The sequence below is a fragment of the Pseudoalteromonas sp. RWi3 genome, from assembly GCF_054960735.1.
Genome location: NZ_JBHNYL010000007.1, coordinates 141,235 through 163,563, shown reverse-complemented (window position 1 = coordinate 163,563; position 22,329 = coordinate 141,235). Strand labels below are relative to the sequence as shown.

17 protein-coding genes are annotated in these 22,329 nt (G+C 42.3%); 6 read left to right on the top strand and 11 right to left on the bottom strand.

Translation table 11 applies throughout. From position 1 onward, the window contains the following. Both ACFI4Z_RS11445 and ACFI4Z_RS11440 read left to right on the top strand, forming a co-directional pair. Complete coding sequence (locus ACFI4Z_RS11445) at positions 1-708, top strand: ABC transporter ATP-binding protein (RefSeq protein WP_058561371.1); 708 nt, start codon at positions 1-3, stop codon at positions 706-708. Beyond that, positions 701-1,939, top strand: a complete 1,239-nt coding sequence (locus ACFI4Z_RS11440; RefSeq protein ID WP_462670700.1) for an ABC transporter permease — start codon at positions 701-703, stop codon at positions 1,937-1,939. Before ACFI4Z_RS11445 ends, ACFI4Z_RS11440 begins: the two co-directional genes overlap by 8 nt. Here the strand turns inward: ACFI4Z_RS11440 and ACFI4Z_RS11435 are convergent, their stop codons facing one another. Both ACFI4Z_RS11435 and ACFI4Z_RS11430 read right to left on the bottom strand, forming a co-directional pair. Continuing rightward, a complete protein-coding gene (locus ACFI4Z_RS11435) occupies positions 1,940-2,269 on the bottom strand; it encodes a Bor/Iss family lipoprotein (protein ID WP_462670699.1) in 330 nt (109 codons plus the stop codon). Further along, positions 2,266-2,580 carry a Bor family protein gene (locus ACFI4Z_RS11430; RefSeq protein ID WP_462670698.1) on the bottom strand — a complete coding sequence of 105 codons (315 nt, stop codon included), beginning with the start codon at positions 2,578-2,580 and terminating at the stop codon, positions 2,266-2,268. The genes ACFI4Z_RS11435 and ACFI4Z_RS11430 overlap by 4 nt, the downstream gene beginning before the upstream one ends. A 184-nt stretch (positions 2,581-2,764) precedes the next feature. Here ACFI4Z_RS11430 and ACFI4Z_RS11425 point away from each other — a divergent pair, with 184 nt between their 5' ends. Next, entirely contained in the window at positions 2,765-3,007 is a 243-nt protein-coding gene (locus ACFI4Z_RS11425; RefSeq protein ID WP_462670697.1) for a DUF5329 family protein, read from the top strand. A 46-nt stretch (positions 3,008-3,053) separates the two neighbouring features. On the opposite strand, the gene ACFI4Z_RS11420 is transcribed toward ACFI4Z_RS11425, so the two are convergent. Then, positions 3,054-6,629, bottom strand: coding sequence for a M1 family aminopeptidase (locus ACFI4Z_RS11420; protein WP_462670696.1), 3,576 nt, complete (start codon positions 6,627-6,629; stop codon positions 3,054-3,056). An 11-nt stretch (positions 6,630-6,640) separates the two neighbouring features. Then, positions 6,641-7,519: an ABC transporter ATP-binding protein gene (locus tag ACFI4Z_RS11415; protein ID WP_462670695.1), complete on the bottom strand. Its 879-nt coding sequence runs from the start codon at positions 7,517-7,519 to the stop codon at positions 6,641-6,643. Positions 7,520-7,707: 188 nt separating this feature from the next. Between ACFI4Z_RS11415 and ACFI4Z_RS11410 the strand changes: the two genes are divergently transcribed. Then, a complete protein-coding gene (locus ACFI4Z_RS11410) occupies positions 7,708-8,385 on the top strand; it encodes a nitroreductase family protein (RefSeq protein ID WP_462670694.1) in 678 nt (225 codons plus the stop codon). On the opposite strand, the gene ACFI4Z_RS11405 is transcribed toward ACFI4Z_RS11410, so the two are convergent. Genes ACFI4Z_RS11405 through ACFI4Z_RS11395 form a run of 3 tightly spaced genes read right to left on the bottom strand, consistent with a single transcriptional unit; the run spans position 8,378 to position 13,031 of the window. Continuing rightward, entirely contained in the window at positions 8,378-9,448 is a 1,071-nt protein-coding gene (locus tag ACFI4Z_RS11405; RefSeq protein WP_462670693.1) for an efflux RND transporter periplasmic adaptor subunit, read from the bottom strand. The two genes, ACFI4Z_RS11410 and ACFI4Z_RS11405, sit on opposite strands and share 8 nt — an antisense overlap. Then, a complete protein-coding gene (locus ACFI4Z_RS11400) occupies positions 9,438-12,725 on the bottom strand; it encodes an efflux RND transporter permease subunit (protein WP_462670692.1) in 3,288 nt (1,095 codons plus the stop codon). Before ACFI4Z_RS11400 ends, ACFI4Z_RS11405 begins: the two co-directional genes overlap by 11 nt. A 3-nt stretch (positions 12,726-12,728) precedes the next feature. After that, complete coding sequence (locus tag ACFI4Z_RS11395) at positions 12,729-13,031, bottom strand: ArsR/SmtB family transcription factor (RefSeq protein ID WP_058561379.1); 303 nt, start codon at positions 13,029-13,031, stop codon at positions 12,729-12,731. Positions 13,032-13,160: 129 nt separating this feature from the next. Here ACFI4Z_RS11395 and ACFI4Z_RS11390 point away from each other — a divergent pair, with 129 nt between their 5' ends. Together ACFI4Z_RS11390 and ACFI4Z_RS11385 are read left to right on the top strand one after the other, a co-directional pair. Beyond that, on the top strand, positions 13,161-13,349 hold the full coding sequence (locus tag ACFI4Z_RS11390; RefSeq protein WP_058561380.1) for a YgaP family membrane protein: 189 nt from the start codon (positions 13,161-13,163) through the stop codon (positions 13,347-13,349). Position 13,350: 1 nt separating this feature from the next. After that, entirely contained in the window at positions 13,351-13,695 is a 345-nt protein-coding gene (locus tag ACFI4Z_RS11385) for a rhodanese-like domain-containing protein (RefSeq protein ID WP_462670691.1), read from the top strand. Between the two features lie 55 nt (positions 13,696-13,750). Here the strand turns inward: ACFI4Z_RS11385 and ACFI4Z_RS11380 are convergent, their stop codons facing one another. The 4 genes from ACFI4Z_RS11380 to pulA form a co-directional block, all read right to left on the bottom strand. Then, positions 13,751-15,088 carry a DUF1501 domain-containing protein gene (locus ACFI4Z_RS11380; protein ID WP_462670690.1) on the bottom strand — a complete coding sequence of 446 codons (1,338 nt, stop codon included), beginning with the start codon at positions 15,086-15,088 and terminating at the stop codon, positions 13,751-13,753. Between the two features lie 10 nt (positions 15,089-15,098). Continuing rightward, on the bottom strand, positions 15,099-17,018 hold the full coding sequence (locus tag ACFI4Z_RS11375; protein ID WP_462670689.1) for a DUF1800 domain-containing protein: 1,920 nt from the start codon (positions 17,016-17,018) through the stop codon (positions 15,099-15,101). 318 nt (positions 17,019-17,336) lie between these two features. Beyond that, positions 17,337-17,879, bottom strand: a complete 543-nt coding sequence (locus ACFI4Z_RS11370) for a PH domain-containing protein (protein ID WP_462670725.1) — start codon at positions 17,877-17,879, stop codon at positions 17,337-17,339. 122 nt (positions 17,880-18,001) lie between these two features. Then, a complete protein-coding gene (pulA, locus tag ACFI4Z_RS11365; protein WP_462670688.1) occupies positions 18,002-22,312 on the bottom strand; it encodes a pullulanase-type alpha-1,6-glucosidase in 4,311 nt (1,436 codons plus the stop codon). Between the last annotated feature and the right edge of the window lie 17 nt (positions 22,313-22,329).

Below are 22,329 nucleotides of genomic sequence, written 5' to 3'. Positions count from 1 at the left end.
ATGTCGGCGGTTATTAGGCTTGAACACATCAACAAACAATACAAAATGGGTGAGCAAATATTTAAAGCTCTCGATGATGTCAACGTTGTTATTGATGAAAACGAATATGTGGCGATCATTGGTCCATCCGGCTCTGGTAAATCCACTTTGATGAATTTACTCGGCTGTTTAGACACCCCAACCAGTGGTGATTACTTTTTAAAAGATAAACTTGTAAAAAGCATGACTGAGACGGAGCTTGCGCATCAGCGCAATGAGAGCGTGGGGTTTATTTTTCAGAGCTTTAATTTATTGCCACGTGCCTCTGCGCTTGAGAATGTGATGCAACCGCTGGTGTATCGTTTTATTCCTGCTAAGCAGCGTAAACAAAAAGCACTTGAAGCTCTCAAGCGTGTGGGCCTGGGTGATAAAGTTGATCATCTATCAAGTCAATTGTCAGGTGGGCAACGCCAGCGGGTTGCCATTGCCCGTGCACTAGTGACTAAACCGCACATTTTATTGGGTGATGAACCTACCGGTAACCTCGATAGCAAAACTACCACCGAGATCATGGCGTTATTTGATGAGCTACATAATGAAGGCCACACCATTATTTTGGTGACTCACGAACAAGACATTGCCGATCATTGCCAACGAGTGATTCGTTTAGTAGATGGAAAAGTGGTTAGTGATGTGCGTAAAGGCGAAGGAGATAAACAACATGTTTAAATCTGCTATAGCCATTATGGAAGGCACTAAAGCAGCACTCATGGCTATTAAAGCCAATGCCATGCGCAGTGCTTTAACTTGCTTAGGTATTATTATAGGTGTGGCGGCCGTGATTACTGTGGTTGCCGTTATGCAAGGTTTTACCAAGCAAATCAACGACCAGTTAGCCGACATGGCACCTGATGTTACTTCAATTAAGCCATTTACCAGCATTGAACAAGAAATGGTGGGAAAGAATGCAAAGCTCACCTACAGCGATTTTTTAACCTTAAAAGCCCGGGTAAAAGAAGCCGAAACATTTACCGCTTTAATGTTTACGTGGCGTTTTTCTGGGGGCGCCGAGTACGGTAATAAAAGCCACTCATCACGGGTGATGGGCACCGAACAAGATTATCAAAAAGCATACCGCACATTTCCTGAACTCGGTCGTTTTATTCGCGCTGAAGATGACGAGAAACGCCGCCGCGTTGCCTTTATTGGCCCTTCAATTATCGAGAAATTAAACCTCCCTGACAACCCCGTTGGTGAATACATAAAACTGGGCGGTGAATGGTTTCGAATTATTGGCGTTGCTGAAAAACAAGGCAGTTTGCTGGGATTTGATCAAGACGATTACATTAATATTCCTATCAGTACCATGAGCGCACTTGAAGGGGCTAGCAGTAACAGCAACGTGCAAATTATGTTTAGGTTAAAAGAAAATAGTGACGAAGAGTTAGTGCTTGCCAAAATTACTCGTATTTTGCGTCAGCTACATAAGCTCGAAGACGGTGAAGAAAACGATTTTGAGTTTGAAACTGCAGAAAAAGCCCGCGCCAATGTCGATAAGTTTACCGGCAGCGCCACCGCTATCACCGCGGGTATTGTAGGTATAAGTCTAGTGGTAGGCGGCATCGGTGTTATGAACATTATGCTAGTCTCAGTGACCGAACGCACCCGTGTGATAGGCACGCTGAAAGCACTGGGGGCAACTCCTGGTTTTATTATGCTGCAATTTTTAGTTGAAGCCGTGGTGTTATCACTCTTTGGCGGTTTAATTGGTCTTGCTATAGGCTATGGCGCCGCTGCGCTTATTTCACTCTCTGTGCCGAGCATGCCTGATGCCTATATACCTGGTTGGGCGATTATGCTGTCGTTTGGCTTTACTTCGTTAATTGGGATTGTGTTTGGACTAGCCCCGGCTATAAAAGCAGCAAGGCTAAATCCTATTGATGCACTGCGTTACGAGTAATTATTGCACCTTGTAAGGTACCTTAGCGCAGTCGACTTCGACAGTTTTAGGGTACCAAACAGGGCCTACTTCATTCACAGCCATTTCAGCTAAACCATTCACAAATGATTTATACGTATGAACACTTTGCCACTGACCATCCACACACGTTTGCGATAAATTAATCGCATCGGAGCCTTCATATAAGCCAAGTGCAAAATTGTGATGCCACTGTTTTGTTTTATTCGCTGTCTCTGACGCTGTATATGCGCCATTATCAAAATGAATATTGGTACACCCAGTCGCACTGAGTATCACTAAACTAGCTGCTAATACCGTTAATTTTTTCATAACATGCTTCCTGCGGCTTGTTGCTCATCACACCATACTTTAACTGTGTGAGGCGCATAAATGCCTAATGTAATTAACCCTAAAGCGCCATCTGTCACTGTTTGTTGTGACTGCATTTGTACAACAGTTTGATCGCCGCATACTTTTTTCACATCCACACGCTCTTCGCCAACGAGTCCCCACATAAAAAAGGGGCGACTATCTTGATACGTTGGTTTAGCGCTCAATTTAGCAATTTTTTGCGGCTGAATCGTCACCGACGAGCATGCACTCAGCATCAGTACTATTGAACATGTGATTAACGCCTTCATCAGGTTTGTCCTTTTTATGTATTTAAGAGTTGTAATTGTATACATAAGTTTTCTATCAAATGGTAAGAAACTGTTATAGCTTTGTAGGCAAATAGTAGAGCTGGCAACACTTTTTTACATGGACTTAATCAGGTAATGGTTATCTTAAAATGGTATCTACGTTAACTAAAAATAAGACTCCTCAATGTTCAAGAATATGCATTACCTACATCGGCTTTGCATTACCTTGCTCGTATTATGTAGCCAATTTAGTCACGCAAGTGAAATCGATAAAGAGGTTAACCACCTCATCAAGTTTATTACACAAAGTAATACCCTATTTATTCGTAATGGGGATAAGCACACCAATAATGAAGCCGCAGAGCACTTAACCATGAAGTACCACAAAAGGGTAAGCGTTATGCCAAAATACCGGATGACTTTATAGAAAATTTAGCAAGTAAGGAAAAGGCCCCGCAAGAGGCCTTCTGTATTTATAGTGCTTTGATATTATCTCCGCTTTTCTTGTCTATTAATTTGATAAATGGGTCAACACCAGCAAATTTAGGTAACTCTTTTACCTTTAATGTAATGGTATTTTCACCTGTTTTAATCTCGTGTTTTTGCATGTAAATAACAGTATCCCCTTCCTGAATTTCATTTGGATCTGCGCTAAACAAAGCAACATCTATCATTTGCGCTAATGGAATATCCTCTTCATTTCCTTCCCCATCTGCATGTTTTTTTGCTGCAGAAATAGTTAGCGTAACAGTATGCTCGCCATCAACAGATTCAGCCTCTTGAACATCAACATCACTGAGCTTTAACTCATATAATGTAATGGCATTAAACTGATCTTCAATGAATGCCTTCTCTTGCTCACTCGCTCCTTGCTTTAGGTAGGCAATAAAGTCTAACGTGGTAGGGTAACGATCTTGTGCGTATTGGTGATCTTGTAAAAACGCTCGTAAAACGGCATTTAAACGTTGCTCACCTAACAGATCATGAATGGCCATCATAACTACTGACCCTTTGTTATAATGGATGTATTGCTGTCCTACTGCACGAGCAAGAGTTCGCTCCTCATAAGGTTCCATTGTACGCCCGAACAAATAGCGATCGAGCTCATACTTTAAAAATTTTCGAAGGTTGTTTTCACCATATCTTTCTTTCATCACCATGATTGCTGCGTATTGCGATAGCATTTCAGATAAAATATTAGAGCCCTCAACATTCGCACCAATCACCTGATGCGCCCACCATTGGTGAGCTAATTCATGTGACGTAACATAGTAAGGGAAATTAATATTATTTTGATCTCGTGTATCGATAATAAAGCCCATACTTTCAGAGAACGGTACTGTGTTAGCAAAACTCTGCGCAAAACTACGATAGCGAGGAAACTCTATAATACGCATTTGTTTATGCTGATAAGGAGCAAATTCTTTGGAAAAGTAATCTAAAGAGTCTTTTGTAGCTTGAATCATCGTATCTACATTCCAAGCATGCTCTTTGTGATAGTACACCTCAATATTTACACCATTATGCAGCTCTTTTTTCACCTCAAGCTCCATTGAGAGCAAAGTGTAAAAGTGCAACATAGGTGCATCCATTTCGTATACAAAAGTAGTACGGCCATCTATAGTACTTTGGGATTGCAAGTAACCGGGAACCATCGCAATTTGCGACTCATCGGTGGTAATAGTGGCAGCAAAACTGACATAATTATCCCCAAATAAAGGCTGACCATGGTACTGCGTTTCTTCAATTTTATTACCGCGTTTTAGCTCTGGCAAACCTCTTTGACGACGCTCATTTTTATCTTGCAATTGTTTACTAAAGGAATAACCAAAGGTTGGAAACAGTGCAGTGTTATCTATAAATGTACCGTTATATAAAAGTTGTTCATCACTGCCTCTATCTACGAAACCTTTACTATAGCGCTCTACGCTCATCACAATTTCGCGACTTTCATTTGGTTGCATTGGCTCTGTAAACTCTAGCCATGCATGACGATACTGCTCATTTAACTCGCCCAGTTGCGCACCATCTACCTCAACACTCCAGTTATGAGTATGATAAGGCTTATTCACCAGTACCCGTGTAATCGGTTGCTGCGACTTATTTTCTACTTGCATAACTACGCTTGCATTAATACGTCGCTCTTTAGGATAAATATCTGCAGTAACAACAACATCTGTTGGTATAGGGACAGCCGCATCGACAAATTGACCAAACTCACGTTCATATTGCTCTTTCAAGTCTTCACGCTGATCACTAGTAGTAAATGGGTTAATCACTGTTGTGTTGTAGTAAATATAACTACCTGCGCCTACAAAAATAAGTGCACCGCACACTATAATCACTTTACCTGAGTTACCTAGCTGATAGCCAATTAGCTTTACGCGCGCTTTTAAACCCTGCCCAGCCCCACGCGGCCAAAGTGCATAGCTAAGTGCGGCAATGATCACACTAAAGCCAAACCAGTATAAGTTATACCAATGCACTGCAGTTAAAAAGTGGCCGTATCCATTAATATCTGAATAAGGCGCATATGGAGTGGCACCTATTTTAAACATTTTATGCTCAAAGCCATAGTTACTCATAACCTGAGTAGTAATAAAGTACAGTACATATAACCCCATACCGACGTATTTATTAGGGCTAATTACTTGTAATAAAAAAGCAAAGCCGCCTTGAAAAATAAGCATGAGTACAAATAAATAACCGAGCCTGATTACATATTGTGCAATATCAAAGTTCTCCATGCCCATAATCATTTGATAAAACAGTGTCACCAAAGAGCCAAATACACATAACAATAATAAAACAGCACTCAGCGCTACATATTTAGAGCCCCAGAACACCCAATTTACAACAGGGTAAGCATCAACAATGTCTGCCATACGTGATTCACGATCATGCCATACAAGTTCACCGCAATAATAAACCAGTACAATAATCATCAATACGCTAAAGCTTTCTTGAATTAGCTCAACCATTCTAAAAGTAACTGGCCAAACATCAGTTCCGTATGCCCCCATTGAACCTACTAACGCAGGAATTAATGTCGCTAAAGATAAAATAAGCAAAATACCAAACGAATAGCTTTTTATAACTTGTTTGACTTCAAAAACAGTCCGCGTTAAAAACTGCGACCATGCATTACTTCCCGTCGCCTTTACCTTTATATTAAAACCAAGAGCAGTTGCAGAATTAGTATTACTATCTTTATTGACCTTGCCTTTCACTTTTTGCTTTTGCATTAAGTGGTGGGATGTATTTAGCACTGTGGTTGCTAATGCCACCAAAGCAACACCGACCCAAATTAGCCTATTGTGTAATAGCTGATCAGTTAAGGTAATTTCCATCACGTTGCGCTGTGCTATTGTCCAATATTCCATTTGGATTCCCATGGCTGACAGAGCAAACATATCTAGGTAAGCCGAGATTTCGCGATATTGAATATCAGAGAAGATATTCGATCCAACCAAATAACTAATAAGTAAGGCAACGGCGACTAGATACAGTGCCACCATGCTGCGAAAGCGCATTGCGACTGCGTTGATTAGCGATGAAACAACAAATAAAGAAGGAACAGCAATATAAAAGAAAGGCACTAAATAATAGCTTAGTTTATTTTCACCAACCATTTCACTATCTAACCAGCCCATTAAACTACCAAAACCACTGCCAATCCACACTCCCAGCATCGTAGTTGAAAACACTAATAGCGTGACTAAATAAGCCCCGATGAATCTGCCCGCCCTATATTGGGCGATATTTAGTGGCTTACTCAAAACTAATTCATTGAGTTTACTCACGTCATCACGAATAGCTGAACTGCCGACAAAATTGACCACTAAGAAAATAGCAAACACCGACATAATCGCAATAACTTGCAAAATTGCGTAAGGAGAATTTATATTCACATTGCTGCTTCCTCCTATTTGCACCGTGTCAGACACCGACGCCATAAAAGTAAGAAAGAACAAAATAAGTGACGTGATATAGAAAGAGGGCTGACGCATAAAATAGCGCAGCTCAAATTGCATCATTTTAAACAACATAATCTGTATCCTTATGCTGCTTTATTGCGATGTTTATGCAATGTTGAAAAATAGACATCTTCTAAATCAGCAGGCTTTGCCTCAAAGCCTTGCGGGGCGTCGTCAGCAAATACGCTGAGTAATGTTTTTCCGGCAAACAAACGCTTCGCGATCACAGGTAATGACTGTTCTAGTTCGACAGCTTCAGCCTGACTCATCGCCTTGTGCCATATTTTGCCCTGTAGCGTATTAGTCAGTTCAATTGGGTTACCTTCAAGTAAAATTTTACCGCTTGCTAATACAGCCATATTTGGGCAAAGCTCAGATACATCTTCAACTATATGGGTTGATAAAATCACCACTTTACTTTCGCCTAAACCAACCAATAAATTATGAAAACGATTGCGCTCTTCAGGATCCAGTCCTGCCGTAGGTTCATCAACAATGAGTAAATCAGGGTCGCCTAATAAAGCTTGTGCAATACCAAAACGCTGACGCATCCCCCCCGAAAAACCACTCACTGCATTTTTTCTGTGGTCGTATAAATTAGTTTGCGCGAGCAACCCTTCAACGGCCTCTTTACGCTCAGCTTTGTTGTTTAAGCCTTTTAAAATAGCCATATGATCAAGTAAGTCATAAGCACTCACGCGTTGATATACACCAAAATCTTGCGGTAAATAGCCTAAACGCTCACGTAAACTTTTGGGTTGTGCTAAAACATCAATCCCATCAAACTTTATGCTGCCGCTATCTGCTGATTGTAACGTTGCAATTGTACGCATAAGTGAAGATTTACCAGCCCCATTAGGGCCGAGTAATCCAAACATACCTTTAGGAATATTTAAGTCGACACCTTGTAGAGCGTGTACACCGTTGTCATAGGTTTTTGATAACCCTTTGATTGATAGCATTTTTACTTCCTTGAATTGTAAGTTTTATTTTTGTACTGCTTTATAGCACAATAAAAATGGGAACATAAGTTATTAACTGGTTAACTTTGTAAAAATAAATAAACGGAAATTCACTCTAATAACACTTGCTTAGAAGTAAGCCTCTCGGTATAAAAGCCAAACACTCTATAAATAAGAAGCGAAAAGCCATGCAGCAACACGACAAACAACCTCTTAATGACTTTAATGAATACCCACATGAGATTATGCTTGAACGCGCAAAGGAGTTTTTAACCACTAGCCAGCGTCGTCACAGTATTCGCAGCTTTAGCGATCGCCCTGTACCAAAAGAGATTATAGAAACCTGTATCAAAGCCGCAGGGACCGCACCAAGTGGCGCGAATCATCAGCCGTGGCATTTTGTCGCGATTCATTCTAGTGACGTTAAAAAACAGATTAGAGAGGCCGCAGAGAAATTAGAACGCTCTTTTTATGAGGGACGCGCGGGCGAAGAATGGCTTGATGCCCTTAAGCCATTAGGCACTGATGCCAGTAAACCTTACCTAGAGCATGCCCCTTGGTTAATTGCCGTATTTAGTCAAAAGAAAGGGGGTTTAAGCACCGATGACAAAAACACCAATTATTATGTGCATGAATCAGTGGGCCTCGCGACAGGCTTTTTAATTCAAGCGCTACACCGAGCAGGCCTTGCAACGCTAACGCACACCCCTAAGCCAATGAGCTTTTTAACCGATATTTGTGGCAGAGACAAAGACAATGAACGCCCTTATATGCTTTTAGTGGCTGGTTACCCCAGTGATGAGGCAACCGTACCAAATCATGCACTGGTGAAAAAATCACTCGATGAGATAGCCACGTTTATCTAATTAAAACCGGCTTATAATCAGCCGCAAGTTTGTCGCCGGGGTTAAGCCCAGCGACAACGTGCACGTTTGCACCCTGCACCTCCCCTAAGCGTACAAAGCGACGTTCAACAACATTATTATTAATCACATATAGCATATTTAACTGGCCAAATTCATGCACCCAATCAGTTGCAACCATCACACCTTGTTGTGCGTGTAATGGCAATTGTAACTGCGCGTATAATCCCGGCATCAGCGTGCTGTTTGACGCTATATCCAAACGAATTAATAAACTGCGTGCGGCGCTGTCTGCCACTGGCACAATTTCAGTCACTATGGCCTCGGTGCTTATATTTAATGTCGGTAAATTGACTTGCAGCGTTTGCCCTAATTGAAGCTTAATTGCTTGGCGCTCACGAACATTAAATTCAAGTTGAAGCTGCTGAGGATTATACAAGGCAAGTAGCGGTTTTCCCGGAGTGGCTGTGTCACCGGGTTCGACTAACCGCTCAACCACAACACCCGAAATTGGCGCTTTGATACGGGTAAATTCAAGGGCAACTTGGGCTTGCGTTTGTTGCTGCTGTGCAATCGCTAAGTTAGCTGTTACATTATCAAACTTGGCTTTTGCATCATCAAGATCACTGACCGAGACTAAGCCTTGTGAATATAAATTACTGATGCGTTTAAGTTGTTTCTCAGCTTGTGTTAGCTGTGCTTGAATCGCCTTTATTTGCGCCTTGCTTTGTGCCAATTGCGCTTTAAAGTCATTTTGCTCTAAACTGATTAACACATCACCTCGCATCACACTATCCCCCGCTCGTACATTTAAACGCTCTACTTGCGCCATAACCCGTGATGAAATTTGTGTATTTTGCTTTGCAATCACGCTGCCTGGCACCAACTCGTTACGTGCAATGGTTGTCGAATTGACCACAATCACTTGGCCTGTGTAGTCAGATGCGGGGATCACTTTATTTCCAGCAGCCTGCTTATCTGAAAAACTCCCAGCCATATAAAGTACTGAACCAATAATCACCACCAACGCGATGATTGAGCCAAACAGTTTTGATTTACCTTGCATGAGCATCATCCTCAGTTGCTTGTGTGTTTGAAAAGACTAAAAAATAAACTAGCGGTACTACAAATAGTGAAAAGACGGTCGATGCCACAATACCAAAGATTATGGCAATCGCCAGGCCACTAAAAACGGGGTCGAGAGTGATCACTAAGTTGCCAAGTAAAGTGGTGCCTGCCGTCAGTAGAACTGGGCGCAAACGTGTTGTTCCAGCGGCAATTAAAGCATCTTTTATTACCATGCCGTGCGCTCTGGATTGATTAATAAACTCAACGAGAATAAGCGAGTTACGTATAACAATCCCTGCTAATGCGATCATGCCTATCATGGCTGTTGCGGTAAATAATACTGGCTCTGGTGCGCCTGCAATGCTTCGCTCACCAAACTGATTGAGCAGCCAGAAACCTGGCATAATACCAATCACCGTTAAAGGAATCGCCGACATGATGATCAACGATAAGCTTGCTGATTGTGTTTGAATGCGCAAAATAATAAAGATCGCGGTTAAAGCAAATGCAAATGCAATTCCCATATCACGAAATACATCAATCGTGATTCGCCACTCCCCTTCGCCACTAAACGTCACATGCGTGCCATCTGGTAGTTGCCAAGCTGCGGTGCCACCGTTATTGAAAAAGTGCCTACTTAACCAATCTGTTTGAGTAAATTCATTACTATTTGCGTTTAAATCAGCACTTACATCGGCAATAACTTCTGCTGGTGTGCGGCCATTTAGCTCAGCCATTACGTAAACGACATCGCGTTGGTCTTTGCGCATAATGGGCTTAGCCATGTTTAATAATGAAAACTCACCAAGCTCTGACAAGGACACTAGCGGACGAGATGCACTCGATAATCCATATTCATCCATGGTTTTTGCCAATTCACGATCACCACGTACTTGCATAGCAAGCAGCGTTGCTAACTGGTTTCGCTGCTGATACGGCAACTGCATTTTAATATCAACTGGTTGCGTTTCACCACTGGCGTACATAACACCCACACGCTTACCCGCAGAGGCGATAGACAGTGTATTGGCAATGTCGTCGGTTGAGACACCTGATAGTGCCGCTTTTGTTTTATCGCTAATAAAGCGTTGTAAAGGAGCTGGCGCGGCAATACTGGTATCCACTTCCACAACGTGTGGCTCTTGCCTCAAGCGCTCTGCAACATTGCGTGCGGCTTGATGGAAAGTGGCAGTATCAACAAATGCGTCACGGTATACTTCAGCGACAAGGGTGCTTAAAACAGGCGGCCCTGGCGGCACTTCTACGACCTTAATAACAATGCCGTTAACAGCGAGAGGTGCAAGTTGTTTACGCAAACGCATGACTATGCCATGCGATTGTTGCTCTCGCTCTGCTTTATCTAATAACAGCACTCTTAGCTCGGCCAGATGTGAAGCTTCGCGGCGGTAATACCCGCGCACCATGCCATTAAAGTCCATACTTGATGGCTGACCAACATAAGCGGCTATTTCGCTCACCTCGTTTAGCTGCCACGTTACAGCTTGCACTTTACGGGTAATGAGGGCTGTTTGCTCTAAACTTGTTCCCTCTGGCATATCAATCAGAACTTGCACTTCATTTTTATTATCAAAGGGTAATAATTTCAGCGGGACCGCGCGCATCACTGGCAATAAAGCACTGATGACAAAAAGGGCTAAGGTTACCCACAAAACTAACTTTGCTCTACTTTTTGAAGCTAATAGAGGTGTTAATATCCGCTCATAAATACCGGTCTTTTGTGAAACCGCTACGGGAGATTCTGCCCCCGTTTCTTTTAATAATTTCATGGCAAGCCATGGGGTAACAAAAAACGCGACTATGGTAGAAACCATCACACTTAATGGAACATTGAATGCCATTGGTGCCATATATGGCCCCATCATGCCAGTGATATAAGCCAGCGGTATAAATGCCACCATAATGGTCAAGGTAGACATTAACAGTGCACCGCGTATTTCACTCATCGCGGCTACGATTTGTTGCTTTTTATTGCCCTTTTTTTGTAAAAAACGACTGATATTGTCGATGCCCGTTATAGGGTCATCCACCAGCAAACCCAAAGATAAAATCAATGCAAAAAGCGTCACCCTATTAATGGTGTAGCCAAAAGCAAAATCTAAACTCAGGGTAATGCCATAGCAAATAGGCACCGCAAGACCCACCACTATCGCGGGGCGCCAGCCTAAAAATACCCCAACAAAAATAACCACTGTAAAAACAGCAAACACCAAGCTTGACGTTAAGTTATTCACTTTTTCATCTGCCGTTTGGCCGTAATCCCGCAGCGTGGTGTAGTCTATTTCAGGGGGTAAAAAGTCGGCTTTAAGCTCAGTCATCATTTGATGCACGTCGTTGGCAACCGCAACAGCGTTGGTGCCTGCTTTTTTGGCAATACTGAGGGTCACTAATGGCTGATCTTGCTTGCCATTAGATTGTGCTAACCACTGATAGTTATCAGGCTCACTCGGCCCATCGAGGACATGAGCCACATCGCTTAAATAAACCGTTTTGCCATTAATAACATTAACCACTAACTGTTCTATTGCGGCTTTTGAGCGGAGTAAATCACCGGCTTGTAGCGTTATTTGCTGCGCGGCATCAACAACACTGCCAACGTGCGTGAGCTGGTTTGATACGCTCAAGGCATAATATACATCAGCCAACGTTGTTTGATGCGCCGCCAATGCACTGGCATCTAAGTTAATGGTTAAGGTGCGTGTGCGCCCTGCAATAACTTTTACTTCACTGGTGTTTTCAATACGCTGAAGACTGTTTGCAATTTCATACGCGAAACGGGTTAACTCAAAATCACTGTATAGTTTTGGATCTTTACTGAATAGGCCAAGCATCACAATTGGCACGTCGTTCACTTCAACTGGCCTCACTTGCCATGCACTAATGACTGATGCCATGGTATGTTGATAGCTATAAAGTTTTGCGTATGTATCTAAAATGGCTTGCTCGCGATCATGCCCCACTTCAAAGCGAAGCGTAACAACGGTGCTATTACTTTGTGTGGTTGAGTAAATATGTTCGACAGCTGGCAGCTGTGCTAATAGTTTTTCTAGAGGTTGGGTGACTAACCGTGCAACTTGTGGTGCTTCAACGTTCGGAGCCGAGACATATATATCAAGCATGGGAACCACAATCTGTGGTTCTTCTTCTCGTGGGGTCTGCTGTAACGCCATAATGCCAAGCAATACAGCCATCACAAAAATAATCACAGGAATGCGGCCATTGAGGCTATTTTTTACTGCGCTATCAAGCGTAAACATCTCTTATTCCTTACAAAATAAGCCATACAATGTACCCAGCATCGCTTGCGCATGCTGATCCACTACACGGTAATAAATTGTTTGCCCCTCTCTGCGCGTATCAACTATGTTTGCTTTACGCAGGGCTGCTAAATGCTGCGATAAGGCTGATTGAGCTAAAGGTACAGCTTCATTCAGTGCGGACACACTCATCTCTGTATCTTGTAATGAGCACAAAATCATTAAACGGTTTTTATTGGCTAATATCTTTAATAGCTTTTCAGCACGCTCTACATTGTTGGCCATAGCAGCAAAATCGATAGTCATAAGTTCACTCTTATATTCAAAGTACCAAAATAGTATAGGTTGTTATATTAGAAAAGTCTAATATTAGAATTTACTAATGTAGATTTTTCTAATATATTTGTTACATATTCACATTGTGTTGAGGTTAAAATGAAACTAAACGACGTACTCCGCCTTATTGCAGGCATCATGGTTGGCATATCATTGTTGTTACAACAGTTTCACGATCCATTATGGATTTGGTTTACTGTATTTATTGCCCTAAACTTAATTCAGTCGGCATTTAGCAAATGGTGCCCAATGATCACTATCTTAAAAAAACTTGGTTTCGAGGAATAACATGCTTACATCTATCCCTGATTTAATGAAAATAATTACACCAAACCAACGTCGTATCGAAGCAGAACAAGCAAAGCAAGAGCTTGAGCAAAACCGCGGCTTATTAATTGATGTTCGCGAGCCTGCTGAACATGCTACAAAGGCAGCAACGGGTGCAATCAACATCCCACGTGGATTACTGGAAATGAAGTTAATGGAGATAGAAAAAGACCCTGCACGCCCTATTTATTTGCATTGTGCCAGTGGCGCACGTGCAACACTCAGTGCAGAAGCGCTCACGCGTGTAGGTTACGAAAACGTGACTGTTATTACCTGTAAAGCGGATACTATCTGCCAAGTATTTTAATAACGCAAATGATAAAATCGGCGAACAAAAGGTTCGCCGGTTTAACATGGTGGATTTATATAAAAGCTAATGTTGGATTGTTAAAATTACTTAAGTTTGGAAATATATCGACAAGCTCAGAGTCTGGTACGCCAAACCACTTGGCTAAAGTGGCAAAGTATTGCTCATTTGCAACACTTGGAATTAAGCGACCTGAGCCAACATCTTGCGGGCCATCTAAATGCTGGGTGAGTAACTCACCATAAATATCCCCACCTTTAACTGCACCGCCCATCACAATTTGATTACCTGCCCAGCCATGATCGGTACCATCTCCATTTGACGTTAAAGTACGGCCAAAGTCAGACATCGTAAATGTTGTTACATTGTCAGCCATATTCAGCTCTTTCATTGCACTATCAAATTCAGCCAGCCCTTGAGCGAGTGTGTTAAGTAATAGGGGGTGAGTCTCTAACTGATCATCATGGGTATCAAAGCCACCCATAGAAACAAAAAACACCTGTCTTTGTGTGCTTAACCTTGATTGAACACTGATCGCTTTAGCAACGGCTGCTAGCTGCTCTGATAAAGATGTTTCACTGAACATAGTTGAAAATTCAACGCCCGACTCCAGTGCTGCGTTCATTGTTTGGGTGTTATTAATCGCTGAATTAAAGCTGTTTGCATATGCAGTCGTCAGAGGGTGCTGAGTATTACCCATTAAACGATTCATAATACTTGTCACATGCTCTGAGCGAGGCTGATAACCACTAAAAGCATTAATTTTACTGATACCGCTTTTGTTCAGTGCAAATGCTTTTGTTTGATCGCCCGTTTGCCAAAGATTAGTCCCATCCAATGAGATATTTGCGGCAAACTGGTCTTGCTGCCCTAAACGCTCTAACAATCGTGCTCCCCACCCGCTGTTTAGCGACTGTTTTTCGCGCCCATACATCCATGATGCTTGTTGATCATTGTGTGAGAATAAATGCTTAGGTAATGCGGTAGTTTTATTTTTGTAGTCATTGTAAGTGGTTGGTGTAAGCAAAGTACCAACACCGCCAACAAACGCTAAATTAGCTGAATCAAATACATTCTTTATTGCACTTAAAGAAGGATGCAACCCCACACCACCGGCAAAATTTGTTGTGGTATTTAATGCAACAGGTGAAGCTACCGCAAGGTTTTGCCGACTTTGTTCGTACAGTACACGTTGTTCATCTTCAAGCGGAACAAGCATATTTAGTGAATCATTCCCGCCATATAAAAACACACACACCAAGGCTTTGTAGTCAGTTAATTGTGTTGTATTTATTGAGCCCGTGAGCGCTTTTAACTGCAAGCTTGTCAATGCAGCTGCCGATACTCCACCTTTTAAACATAATGATAAAAATTGTCGTCTATTTAAGCTCATTATATTTCTCCTAATACTGCAGATTAAATTCAGGTGAAATGGCAATCATATACAGTAAGTACGATACTCTTTCTGGGTACTGGTCATCATCGAAATAAGCGTCTAAATCACGTAAAGCTTGGCGAGTATGGTCACTCATAGAGCCTGCGTAATACACAACATTGTACTGCTCTAGTAATGCTTCAATACCATTGTTTTGTAAAATGTTCATATCATTTTGAAGGTAAACATAGATACTACTCGACTTTAACTCTGTCTGTTTTTCTGCCACACCCCACACAAGCTCAGAGTAATGCTCGTTCATGGTACCAATTAGCGTTGCATCCCCTGCAATTTGCAATTCAGGTGCGAACAAGCCATCTGCACGTAATTGCGCGGGTTGATAGTCAGGCCGAAAAAAATTAAATACCGAAGGTGAGCGCATTGGACCTTGCCCTAACCTGTCAAAAGTGTTCCACGTCCTGTACTCATCATCTAATGACTTTGCATCAAGGTTGCGCCAAAACTGCACTACTTTAAGTATCGGTTCTTTAATCTTACCTTGATAGTTTAAAACAGCACCAAAGTGTCGCGCTTCATCATCTAAGTAAATGGCTTTTACAACGGCTGCTAAGTCACCTCTTACCCCCTGACCATTATCATTAAATACGCTAGCAACGCGTTCAACATATTGCGATGTTGGGTTAGAGGTTATCAAACGCTGAATAAGCTGCTTAGTAATGAACGGGGCAACATTAGGGTGATTGAATAAATTATCAAGTGCGATATCAAGCGATTCCTGAGGCCCATAGTTTGGGGGGATTACTTGGCCGTTCAACAACACCTTTTGCTTATCTGAATGATACTCTGCAAAGGCCTTCATAGGCTTGATGTAATTGCGATTTTTGCGCTTAAATGTTTCATTATCGGCATATGTCCAACCGGTAAATACACGCGCGAAGCCTTGAATTTCATCCTGGCCGTAAGTGGCCATGCTATTGCCTTGAGCATCGAGTTTTAACGTGCCATTGAGATTTAGCTGGTCTAAACCAATAGTGAATAACTGCATTACCTCGCGGGCATAGTTTTCGTCTGGGCGAATGTTTAGTGATTCATCCGCTTTTTCATTGCCTAAATGACTTAAATATGTCCCCATAACAGGCGAGAGTGTTACCGCTTCAAGCAAGTCCCTGTAATTACCAAATGCATGCTCAAGGAGTAAATCATAGTAGCCAACCATGGCTTCTGGCTCTGAGCGCAATCCATTGTTAGCATCAGACACCACCAAAATTTCACTCAATGCAAATGCCACTCGCTGCCTAAGTTGGTCATTACTTCGCATCACCGCTTTCCACCAAGCATCTACACGATTGATGTAACCAAATTCATCTTCACCCGGGCTTTTAGTTAAGTAATTGCGATGATACCCGATTGGTAAAGCTATTTGCTGATCAAGCCACTGCTGCTCACTTAGCCCTTGTGATTGGCGTATTTCATTGAGTGTTGGGCCCATACTGCCTTGGTGCAATAACCGCGAGCTGGCGAATTGGTCCATGCGATTAAACGCGGTAAAACGGATATTAGCTGTTGCAGTTGCCCCTTGGTTATCCGTTGCAGTCACCGTAAAAATATACTCTTTTGGCGTAAAGCTAGACGCTGGGGCAAGATCAAGTGTTATTGAGTTACCATGGGTAGGCTCAGCAAGTACTACTTGCCCTGCTGTTTGCTGCCATATAACACTGGCAATGCTACCATCTTCATCACTGGCTGTTGCAGTTAATGCAAGCGATTGCCCTTTAGCGACCTCACTAGGAGCGTTGGCAACAGAAATTGAAGGGGGTTTATTTTGCGTGACAACAGGTGCAACTTCGCTTTCGCTGTTACCGCCTCCTCCGCCACAACCACTGATTATACCGGCAATACTGAGTATCAAAAATAATCTATAATACATATTAGTTCGACACCTCTAAACAAACGACGCCTATTACAATGTAGCTATGACACCATTAAAACACAAACCAACAGTGACAGCTCTAAGGCGTTTGTCGGTATTTAAACTGCTCAAACGTTAGGCATTCAACATAGTATTAAAAAGAAAATTACGTCTCTGTTTTGTTAGGGATTAGCTGATTAAGACATGTGATTAATATTTGTACGATGCAGCACCAAAAACGATCAGATAAGGGGCTCAAATTGCAATGATGCCCCTGTTTATGATGGAAAAATAAAATGTTTTCAGCTTATATTTTCGACTTAGTGATTGACGTATTTACTTTTTTTCGTCCAATAAAGTAACCATCATTTGCTCAATATTTTTTACGCTATAAGTTAATGCGCGCAGTAATTCTAACTGACTATCTGGCTCATTATTTTGTACTTTGCTCGGTTGTGAAGACGTTAGGTTATCTTTTTGCGTTAAAATCGCTTCACGAAATTCACTGGCATTAACCACACCCAATAACGATACTAGTGCTCCTTGTCCAGATTGCCCAGCCGTTTCAAAGCTCAAGCGGTACAAACCAAATAGCCGCATTAGCGGGCCTTGGCTTAGTCCTACATCAGTTATTTTTTCAAGCGGAATCGACTTCTCGACTTTAAAAAATACACCACGCTTTACCACCAACTTTCGCTCTAAAAGTTCAGCCGACATAGCCGCTAAAATGCGACCACTAACAAGCCAAACAATCAACACAATAATGGGAATTAAAGGAATGCTGACAATACTGATTGTACTTATGCATATTGCAAACACTAACCAGTAAGACTTTATTTTAGGATCAAATGCGGCAGTTTTTAAAACAGACTCAGACATCATAGTAATTTCCTTATTTATTTTTAAATTTAAGATACGCTAAGTTATTGACCTCTGCAATTGAGATATAAAAAAACCGAGCATTCAAGGGGCTCGGCTTTTGAGTTTACAACTAAGACTGATTAATTCTTACTGATTAGTACCTTCACGTTGTTACGGTCAGGCCCAATTACAGAAAAGGTGTAATTTCCTTGCTCTGCAATGGTCAGTTTTATATTCGCACCGACGGCTTCAAGTAAGCTTTGCTCGCCCACCATCACTACGGGTGATTCACCTACACCACCATAATCAACGGTACTCCAATCTTCTGAGGCTATTTTAAATTCATAATCGCCAGCCGCTAATTCAAGTGACGTGCTATACATCGCATCGCTTTGATACATAAGCGGATTGTCAGTACCCCATCCGTTTAAACTACCGCGTAAATAAACTTGTGTTTCACCAAACATTTGCGCATCAAATACACTCAGGGTTGGCTCATCTAAGTTGCTTGCATCAAACACAAATTGGTAATCACCGTCACTGGCAATATCCATCATCATGTTTGCGCCTTTAACAGCGAGTAGCTTTGCTTTAGCAACGGAAACCATGGCATCTGATTCACCCGAACCAAAATCGACCGTACTCCAATCCTCAGAAGCAATTTTAAATTCGTAGCTGCCTGCGCTAAGGGTTTTCGTGAAGGTGTAAATACCTTTACCTTGGTACATTAGTTCATCACTCGTACCCCAGTCATTTAAGCTACCGCGTACAAACACCGGCGTGCCTACAAACGGCTCTTCGTTATACACTTTAAGTGTTGGGCTTTCTTTATCACTGGCATCAAATGAGAATACATATGTTGCATCTATAGCCGCTGTAAAGGTCATGTTTGCGCCACTGCGTGTTAATGCCTCAGGTTGGTTCTCCAGCACTTCTTTGTCTGCATCAGTGAGCGCACCAAAATCAACAGTTGCCCAGTCTTCAGAAGCAACCTTAAATTCGTAGTCACCCGCAGTAAGTGTAATAGCCACTCGGTATTCACCGTCGCCCATATACTCAAAACTATCCGCTGTGCCCCAATCATTTAGGCTGCCACGAACATAAACTGTGGTGCTACCAAATGGTACAACATCCGGTGCACCAACCGTTGCATTAGCACTTAAACCAGTGCCTTGTGTATCACCTTGCGGTTTTACAAACACAGCCATAGTGTAAGCTGGCACAGTAAACGTGCCGTCAGTTTCGTTAGCACTAAAGCTAACACCAGCCATACTGCTATCTACGCTGTTTTGCAGGGTTGGGTGTAATTCAAAACCAGTTGCAGTTGCAATTGTGTGTGAAAGAGTTTGCTCTGTCGCATTAATAACAACCACTAAAGCATCAAAGTTACTGTCCAGGTCAGTAAAACCTTGGCCATCATCCAAACTCATCACGATTAAGCCATGTTGCTGGTTTTTACCCACATTATGAAAACCGACACGGTCGATAACATCTTGTTCAGTGGTTAATCTAAATAACGGGCTTGCGCTACGGATAGCTAAGAACTCTTGGAACACATCACCTGCGTAAGCAATATCTTGAGGTTGTGCGGCCGCTTGTGGATTACCCGAAACCGTCATGATCTCAGGCCACTTTTCTTGGTTCTTCTCGGCATTTGGTAAACCGATATTCCAGTTATTGTTCTCTTTAGTTAAATCAACAGCATTAAACCAATCACCAGCATTATAGCTGTCGCGATCCATTGATTTTGAACGCAGTAAATCACCGCCCAGTTGCATAAATGGAATACCTTGGCTCATAAGCGGAATCGCTAACGCCATATTGTGCGCGCGCACACGTTGCTCAATACTCATACTTGATGCATGTTTGTATTGCAACTGATCCCACAACGTTTCGTTATCATGCTTAGATACGTAGTTAATGCTATCTGCTGGGTCTAATGCATAAGCTGTAGGTTGCGTGTTCCAGCTAAAGCTATTACCTTTTGCTGAGTTACCCTTAAAGTCTTTAAGAATGTAGTTTTGTAAGTTGCCCGCCAGCGATAAACGTAACGTATCTTGTTCAGCTAGATTGCCATCTGTCGGGTTATTGCTAAACATTGCACCACCACGCACAGCTTCACGAATACGGTCGTTAAATGTACCGACCTCTGAGCCTGCCATATCAGCTTGCTTAGCTTGTATGAATAAACGATTGTTCGCTACCTCACCAAAATCCCAGCCTTCACCATAAAAGTAGTTATCTGGGTCAACCGCTTGCACCGCTTCACGCGCAGCTAAAATTGATGATTTAGGCATATGCCCCATTACATCAAAACGAAAGCTGTCATAACCAAAATCTCGAGCAAGAATAACCATTGAATCTGCAACAAACTTATCCATCATTACATGTTCAGTCGCAGTGTTTTCACAACAGGTTGAGCGTTCAATCGCCCCAGATACTTCGTTATAACGATGGTAATAACCAGGCACTAACTTATCAAACACTGATTTTTCCCAAATGCCAGATGACGTTGTGTGGTTATACACCACATCAAGTACCACACGAAGTCCTACTTCTTGCAGTGATTGCACCATGGCACGTGTCTCAACCACGCGAGCTATACCTTCGCTGCTTGATGCATATGAACCTTCAGGCGCAATAAAGTGATGCGGATCATAACCCCAGTTAAAACCGTCTAAATCACGCATCGCACTGGCAAGTGCTTGTGCATCATCTGAGCCAGGTAGGTAACTTTGCATAATATCGACAATGGTGCTGTTTTTATCTTCGATTTTACACGCATCCGCTTCGTCGTTGATACGTTCACACAATTTACCTAAGGTATCAGTGATTTCAACACGCTCTGAAGCATCTTCTTCAATGGTGCCAATATCAGTCACTGGAAGTAAATGAAAGTGTGTTAAGCCTTTATCAGCTAATTGCTTAAGGTGCTGCATTGGCACGCTTTCAAGTTCAGTGAATGCTAGGTATTTACCACGGTTTGCTTCGCTTACTGACTGATCGCGAACACTAAAATCACGTACATGGCCTTCATAAATAACCGCATCTTCTGGGTTAGTAATAGTAGGCACGATACGCTCATCCCAGCCTTCTGGTTTAGTGTCGTCATCGCTTAAGTTGATCAGTTGTGAATAAAGCCCATTACTCGATACATTGAGTGAGTATGGGTCGGTACTCCATAAGCTTTCAATTGCTTTAGTGGTTGGGTGATAAACATCGAATGCAAAACGGAAATAATGACGATCGTATTTGCTATCTAAACTGATAGACCAAATACCTGTGTTGCTATCAAAAGTCATCGCACTGCTATCAACTTGTGTTTTATCAGCATCGAAAACCGTAATCATCATATTATTTGCAGTGGGTGCCCAAACCGATACATCAATTGCATTATTATTATAATGCACACCTAGCATGGCTTCATTCGCGTCACTTTCACCTTGAGTGTAAAGTGCGTCTAATGCTTTTGCTGATTGTACAAAGGTCGCCTCTAGTAGCTTGCCATCGGCATCGTAGCCTGCAACAACAAGCTGTTGCTTTATAAGCTGCTTTGCAGCGTCCGCATCCCAACTGCCTTCATAAGCAGTCCAATCCGTTAAGTGTGGTACTTTTGCAGCTTGCTCATCACTTAACTCGGTTGCAGTCAGCTCAACGGTTTCACCATTTAGTCCAGTGTCTAAATCAACCATCAAGTCAGCAGTTGCAGAAGAATGCAACTTAATGATTTGTGTAAGCTCATTACTTGGCTTATACAATACTGTATTTAAATCAATCCAATGTGCAGATGCGCCATCAATCGCAACCGGGCGTTCACCTAGGCTTGCTACTGGAAATTCAAAAACTGAAGGCTCACCATCAAAAGTAAAGTTCATACGTACAAAGCGCTCATCGTCTTGCATCAATGGCATGGTTAAATCCACATCACCATATGCTTTACCATCGCCATCCGTACCAATGTGAACAATAAAGTTAGCGCATTCTGTATAACCTTCTTTCAACGCTACAATCCAGTACGCACCATAGTTAGGATCAACACCATCATATTCGTGTCCGTCAGCCCAATCTGTTGCATCAAATGGCGGTGCGTAGGCATCACAGCTATCGGTGTTCCAAGAGTGTAAACGATAGCCTTCGTATCCTTCATTCTCAGGGCGTTTGTAAAATAATATCGCTTCACCCTCACCTGCAAATACAACGGGGTCAGGTAAGTCAGGGTTATAGCCATTGATACAGCTTTCGTTATTTGCATCTGGAAACAAAGGTGCATCGCAAGAAATAGGCTCAGGGTCAACGCATTGTGTTCCCTCTGCATTAGGGACTTGTGGTACATCGCAAGTTAATAAAGTTTGTCCTGCTTTGACATCGCTACTGCCTGCGCCACCGCAGCCAAAAAGTAGCGTTAAACTCACTGCCAACAGCAAATGAGTTACTTTAGTTATTATGTTCATTATTCGTGCTCCAATTT

Bases quoted from the DNA above. Each gene is read 5' to 3' on its own strand.
- ACFI4Z_RS11440 (WP_462670700.1), top strand. From the start codon at position 701: ATGTTTAAATCTGCTATAGCCATTATGGAAGGCACTAAAGCAGCACTC.
- ACFI4Z_RS11435 (WP_462670699.1), bottom strand. From the start codon at position 2,269: ATGAAAAAATTAACGGTATTAGCAGCTAGTTTAGTGATACTCAGTGCG.
- ACFI4Z_RS11370 (WP_462670725.1), bottom strand. From the start codon at position 17,879: ATGTCTGAGTCTGTTTTAAAAACTGCCGCATTTGATCCTAAAATAAAG.
- ACFI4Z_RS11380 (WP_462670690.1), bottom strand. From the start codon at position 15,088: ATGAGCTTAAATAGACGACAATTTTTATCATTATGTTTAAAAGGTGGA.
- ACFI4Z_RS11425 (WP_462670697.1), top strand. From the start codon at position 2,765: ATGTTCAAGAATATGCATTACCTACATCGGCTTTGCATTACCTTGCTC.
- ACFI4Z_RS11405 (WP_462670693.1), bottom strand. From the start codon at position 9,448: ATGCAAGGTAAATCAAAACTGTTTGGCTCAATCATCGCGTTGGTGGTG.
- pulA (WP_462670688.1), bottom strand. From the start codon at position 22,312: ATGAACATAATAACTAAAGTAACTCATTTGCTGTTGGCAGTGAGTTTA.
- ACFI4Z_RS11420 (WP_462670696.1), bottom strand. From the start codon at position 6,629: ATGTTGTTTAAAATGATGCAATTTGAGCTGCGCTATTTTATGCGTCAG.
- ACFI4Z_RS11415 (WP_462670695.1), bottom strand. From the start codon at position 7,519: ATGCTATCAATCAAAGGGTTATCAAAAACCTATGACAACGGTGTACAC.
- ACFI4Z_RS11400 (WP_462670692.1), bottom strand. From the start codon at position 12,725: ATGTTTACGCTTGATAGCGCAGTAAAAAATAGCCTCAATGGCCGCATT.
- ACFI4Z_RS11445 (WP_058561371.1), top strand. From the start codon at position 1: ATGTCGGCGGTTATTAGGCTTGAACACATCAACAAACAATACAAAATG.
- ACFI4Z_RS11410 (WP_462670694.1), top strand. From the start codon at position 7,708: ATGCAGCAACACGACAAACAACCTCTTAATGACTTTAATGAATACCCA.
- ACFI4Z_RS11390 (WP_058561380.1), top strand. From the start codon at position 13,161: ATGAAACTAAACGACGTACTCCGCCTTATTGCAGGCATCATGGTTGGC.
- ACFI4Z_RS11430 (WP_462670698.1), bottom strand. From the start codon at position 2,580: ATGAAGGCGTTAATCACATGTTCAATAGTACTGATGCTGAGTGCATGC.
- ACFI4Z_RS11395 (WP_058561379.1), bottom strand. From the start codon at position 13,031: ATGACTATCGATTTTGCTGCTATGGCCAACAATGTAGAGCGTGCTGAA.
- ACFI4Z_RS11385 (WP_462670691.1), top strand. From the start codon at position 13,351: ATGCTTACATCTATCCCTGATTTAATGAAAATAATTACACCAAACCAA.
- ACFI4Z_RS11375 (WP_462670689.1), bottom strand. From the start codon at position 17,018: ATGTATTATAGATTATTTTTGATACTCAGTATTGCCGGTATAATCAGT.